The sequence below is a fragment of the Mucilaginibacter roseus genome, assembly GCF_021215455.1.
GTDB classification, from domain to species: Bacteria; Bacteroidota; Bacteroidia; order Sphingobacteriales; family Sphingobacteriaceae; genus Mucilaginibacter; species Mucilaginibacter roseus.
In genome coordinates, this window is the sequence record NZ_JAJPWV010000009.1 from 1 (window position 1) to 5,664 (window position 5,664).

General features: G+C 48.7%; 2 tRNA genes and 2 rRNA genes. All 4 read left to right on the top strand.

What is annotated here, in order from left to right:
• The first annotated feature begins 492 nt into the window (after positions 1-492).
• The 4 genes from LT679_RS18535 to LT679_RS18550 all read left to right on the top strand — a co-directional run bounded on the left by LT679_RS18535 (position 493) and on the right by LT679_RS18550 (position 5,603).
• Positions 493-2,014 (top strand): 16S ribosomal RNA (locus LT679_RS18535).
• 219 nt (positions 2,015-2,233) lie between these two features.
• A tRNA-Ile gene (locus LT679_RS18540) sits at positions 2,234-2,308 on the top strand.
• Between the two features lie 84 nt (positions 2,309-2,392).
• A tRNA-Ala gene (locus LT679_RS18545) sits at positions 2,393-2,469 on the top strand.
• A gap of 258 nt (positions 2,470-2,727) precedes the next feature.
• Positions 2,728-5,603 (top strand): 23S ribosomal RNA (locus LT679_RS18550).
• Together the 16S and 23S rRNA genes with 2 tRNA genes alongside form the textbook arrangement of a ribosomal RNA operon.
• Positions 5,604-5,664 lie beyond the last annotated feature (61 nt).

The following is a 5,664-nucleotide window of genomic DNA, read 5'->3' on the forward strand; positions in this document are numbered from 1 at the left end:
TACCTTTGCGACCCGCAACGGCGGGGGCTTGGAAGTCCGGAGGGATGGAGAAGCTGTTGTTTTGACAGTCAGAAACAGAATGAAAAAAATAAAAATTTTTATTTTGGAAAAGAGAAAAGGTTTTCTACCTTTGCAGACCCAAAACGAGGGAAGCCCGGAAGCGAATTTCGGGGGATAAAAATACAGAAAGATTTACTTACCGCAATGGTAAGCGAATATAAAGCCGAACCGAGAGGCGAGGCGAGCAAGTTCTTTAAGGAAAAGATAATCATGTAGCGTAGCGGGCTACTTTGACAAGAAGGTGAAAGCGGAAGGCGTAAAGCAGAAAGCGGTCAGTTTCAAAACAGCAAAGTAGTACTGTCAATGAAAACAACTCCGTTCGGAGTTGAGAGAGAACCAATAAAGTTTTCAGGGGGATACTGTAAAAGATACATTATTTACAGATTCTATTGATTGAGTTAATAGGGTCAGGTAAAACAAACAAAACATTATACAATGGAGAGTTTGATCCTGGCTCAGGATGAACGCTAGCGGCAGGCCTAATACATGCAAGTCGGACGGGATTCGGGAGCTTGCTCCCGATGAGAGTGGCGCACGGGTGCGTAACACGTATGCAACCTACCTTTACCAGGGGGATAGCCTCTCGAAAGAGAGATTAACACCGCATAAAATTAGATTATGGCATCATAATTTGATCAAATATTTATAGGGTAAAGATGGGCATGCGGAACATTAGCTAGTTGGTAAGGTAACGGCTTACCAAGGCGACGATGTTTAGGGGATCTGAGAGGATGACCCCCCACACTGGTACTGAGACACGGACCAGACTCCTACGGGAGGCAGCAGTAAGGAATATTGGTCAATGGGCGGAAGCCTGAACCAGCCATGCCGCGTGCAGGAAGACGGCCCTATGGGTTGTAAACTGCTTTTGTACGGGAATAAACCTTGATACGTGTATCAAGCTGAATGTACCGTAAGAATAAGGATCGGCTAACTCCGTGCCAGCAGCCGCGGTAATACGGAGGATCCGAGCGTTATCCGGATTTATTGGGTTTAAAGGGTGCGTAGGCGGCTTTTTAAGTCAGGGGTGAAAGACGGCAGCTCAACTGTCGCAGTGCCTTTGATACTGAAGAGCTTGAATACACTTGAAGTAGGCGGAATGTGACAAGTAGCGGTGAAATGCATAGATATGTCACAGAACACCAATTGCGAAGGCAGCTTACTAAAGTGTGATTGACGCTGAGGCACGAAAGCGTGGGGATCAAACAGGATTAGATACCCTGGTAGTCCACGCCCTAAACGATGAACACTCGATGTTGGCGATATACGGTCAGCGTCTAAGCGAAAGCGTTAAGTGTTCCACCTGGGGAGTACGCCCGCAAGGGTGAAACTCAAAGGAATTGACGGGGGCCCGCACAAGCGGAGGAGCATGTGGTTTAATTCGATGATACGCGAGGAACCTTACCCGGGCTTGAAAGTTAGTGAATGAGACAGAGACGTCTCAGTCCTTCGGGACACGAAACTAGGTGCTGCATGGCTGTCGTCAGCTCGTGCCGTGAGGTGTTGGGTTAAGTCCCGCAACGAGCGCAACCCCTATGTTTAGTTGCCAGCATGTAATGATGGGGACTCTAAACAGACTGCCTATGCAAATAGAGAGGAAGGAGGGGACGACGTCAAGTCATCATGGCCCTTACGTCCGGGGCTACACACGTGCTACAATGGGCAGTACAGAGGGCAGCTACCTGGCAACAGGATGCCAATCTCACAAAGCTGTTCACAGTTCGGATCGGGGTCTGCAACTCGACCCCGTGAAGTTGGATTCGCTAGTAATCGCGTATCAGCAATGACGCGGTGAATACGTTCCCGGGCCTTGTACACACCGCCCGTCAAGCCATGGAAGTTGGGGGTGCCTGAAGCCGGTAACCGCAAGGAGCCGTCTAGGGTAAAACCGATAACTGGGGCTAAGTCGTAACAAGGTAGCCGTACCGGAAGGTGTGGCTGGAATACCTCCTTTCTGGAGCAGTATCCCAAACAAAATGAAAGGGGCAGAAACTGCTATGCACATGATTTATTTTTCTTGATAAAAAAACAAAAGGAAACCCGGAAGATGAAGCCATCAGGGTGCCGGCCGAGAGGGCGGGGGCTTAAGTGGCAGTAGCGGTAGCGGTAGCAGCAGTGATATATGATGTATATATACTGCAACTGCAACTGTAAACTGCGAACTAAAAAAGATAGTCCCGTAGCTCAGTTTGGTTAGAGCACTACACTGATAATGTAGGGGTCAGCAGTTCAAATCTGCTCGGGACTACAGGCACATTGAGTAGCGGTAGCAGTAAATAGTAGCAGACATGCTGCCACTGCCACTAAAGACCGCCACTTAAATGATCAACCAGGGGGATTAGCTCAGCTGGCTAGAGCACCTGCCTTGCACGCAGGGGGTCAACGGTTCGAATCCGTTATTCTCCACCAGGCTAAAGCAGTCATTAGTAAATAGTCATTAGTCATTTATTGACTACTGACCACTGACAAATGACCATAGCCAAACGTTCTTTGACATATTGGAAGAAGTAATTGAAAAAACGAGAAGACAACAATAGGGAGTCTTTTAGTGAAACAAGAACTAAGATGAAAGAAACAAGACTTGTCTTGAATCCTGGCTCTTAATTCCTGGATCTAAAAAAGATTACCAAAAAAGCATACCATGCGGCGCAAAAGGCGCATGAGTAGAAGAAAGTAAGAAAGGGCACACGGGGGATGCCTAGGCTCTCAGAGGCGAAGAAGGACGTGATAAGCTGCGATAAGCCACGGGGATTAGCAAATATGAATTAATCCGTGGATTTCCGAATGGGGAAACCTGATTATCTGAAGGATAATCGCAAATGCGCTAACCCGCTGAACTGAAACATCTAAGTAGGCGGAGGAAGAGAAAACAACAGTGATTTCCAGAGTAGTGGCGAGCGAAATGGAAGAAGCCCAAACCATATATGTTACGGCATATACGGGGTAGTAGGACCACGACATGAAGATTAAAATGAACCGGAAGCGGGTGGGAAACCGCGCCATAGAGCATGAGAGCTGCGTACGGGTAAGTAATAATCGGATAGTGGTATCCTGAGTACTGCGAGGTCGGAGACGCCTTGTAGGAATTTGCCGGCACCATCCGGTAAGGCTAAATACTCCTGAGAGACCGATAGTGAACCAGTACCGTGAGGGAAAGGTGAAAAGAACCCCGAACAGGGGAGTGAAATAGAACCTGAAACCGTGTGCTTACAAGCGGTCGGAGCCCTTTATGGGGTGACGGCGTGCCTTTTGCATAATGAGCCTACGAGTTACTCTTCTCTGGCAAGGTTAAGCGGTTAAGCCGCGCAGCCGAAGCGAAAGCGAGTCTGAATAGGGCGTGCAGTCAGAGGAGGTAGACGCGAAACCTTGTGATCTACCCATGGACAGGTTGAAGGTGCCGTAACAGGTACTGGAGGACCGAACCGATAAACGTTGAAAAGTTTCCGGATGATTTGTGGGTAGGGGTGAAAGGCTAATCAAACTGGGAAATAGCTCGTACTCCCCGAAATGTTTTTAGGAACAGCCTGGCGGTTTAAGTTATTAAGAGGTAGAGCTACTAATTGGGTGCGGGGGAGTCAAATCCTACCAAATCCAGATAAACTCCGAATGCTTGATAATATACGCTGGAGTGAGGCTATGGGTGCTAAGGTCCATGGCCGAGAGGGAAAGAACCCAGACCATCAGCTAAGGTCCCCAAATTACCATTAAGTTGAACTAACGAGGTCCGGCTGCACAGACAGCTAGGATGTTGGCTTGGAAGCAGCCATTCATTTAAAGAGTGCGTAACAGCTCACTAGTCGAGCGGCCGGGCATGGATAATAAACGGGCATTAAATGGTATACCGAAGCTATGGATTGTATTAATATACACTGGTAGGGGAGCATTCTATTATCGGTGAAGCAGGAAGGTAACTGACTGTGGAGAGAATAGAAAAGCAAATGTAGGCATAAGTAACGATAAGGCGGGAGAGAAACCCGCCCACCGAAAGACTAAGGTTTCCTGATCAACGCTAATCGGATCAGGGTTAGTCGGGGCCTAAGGTGAAGCCGAAAGGCGCAGCCGATGGACAACTGGTTAATATTCCAGTACTTTTTATAACTGCGATGCGGTGACGGAGTAGTGACACTGACGCGAACTGACGGAATAGTTCGTTAAAGGCCGTAGGTATAGGGAATGTAGTAAAGTACGCATTCTTTGCTGAAAGCTGATAGTACTCGGAACCTTCGGGGGATGGGATAGTTCAGGTAATCAGACTTCCAAGAAAACCCGCTAAGCTTCAGGTTATAAAAACCCGTACCGTAAACCGACACAGGTAGTCGAGGAGAGAATCCTAAGGTGCTCGAGTGAATCATGGCTAAGGAACTCGGCAAAATGGCCCTGTAACTTCGGGAGAAGGGGCGCTGGCAGCAATGTCAGCCGCAGTGAAAAGGCCCAGGCGACTGTTTAACAAAAACACATGGCTTTGCAAAATCGCAAGATGACGTATAAGGCCTGACACCTGCCCGGTGCCGGAAGGTTAAGAGGGGATGTTAGTCGCAAGGCGAAGCATTGAATCGAAGCCCCGGTAAACGGCGGCCGTAACTATAACGGTCCTAAGGTAGCGAAATTCCTTGTCGGGTAAGTTCCGACCTGCACGAATGGTGTAACGATCTGGGCGCTGTCTCAGCCATGAGCTCGGTGAAATTGTGGTATCGGTGAAGACGCCGGTTACCCGCAACGGGACGGAAAGACCCCATGCACCTTCACTACAACTTAACATTGATATCGGATACAGGATGTGTAGGATAGGTGGGAGGCTTTGAAGCAGGTTCGCCAGGACTTGTGGAGCCAACGTTGAAATACCACCCTTTCTGTATTTGGTGTCTAACTCTGTAATGCGGAGGACATTGTTTGGCGGGTAGTTTGACTGGGGTGGTCGCCTCCAAAAAGGTAACGGAGGCTTTCAAAGGTAAGCTCAGTACGCTTGGTAACCGTACGCGGAGTGCAATAGCAAAAGCTTGCTTGACTGTGAGGCAGACAAGCCGAGCAGGGTCGAAAGACGGATATAGTGATCCGGTGGTTCTGCATGGAAGGGCCATCGCTCAAAGGATAAAAGGTACGCTGGGGATAACAGGCTGATCTCCCCCAAGAGCTCATATCGACGGGGAGGTTTGGCACCTCGATGTCGGCTCGTCACATCCTGGGGCTGGAGAAGGTCCCAAGGGTTGAGCTGTTCGCTCATTAAAGTGGCACGCGAGCTGGGTTCAGAACGTCGCGAGACAGTTCGGTCCCTATCTGTTGTGGGCGTTGGAAGTTTGAGTGGGGCTGACCTTAGTACGAGAGGACCGGGTTGGACTAACCTCTGGTGAATCTGTTATGGCGCCAGCTGTACTGCAGAGTAGCTACGTTGGGAATAGATAAGCGCTGAAAGCATCTAAGTGCGAAACTAGCCACGAGATGAGACTTCCTTATAGGGTCGTGACAGACTATCACGTTGATAGGTTACAGGTGTAAAGGTGGTGACATCAAAGCCAAGTAATACTAATCGCCCGAAGCTTTCTCAAGCAACAGAATTATATTGTTGTCTTCTCAACCTTTTCAATAACTTCTTTCAATAATATGTCA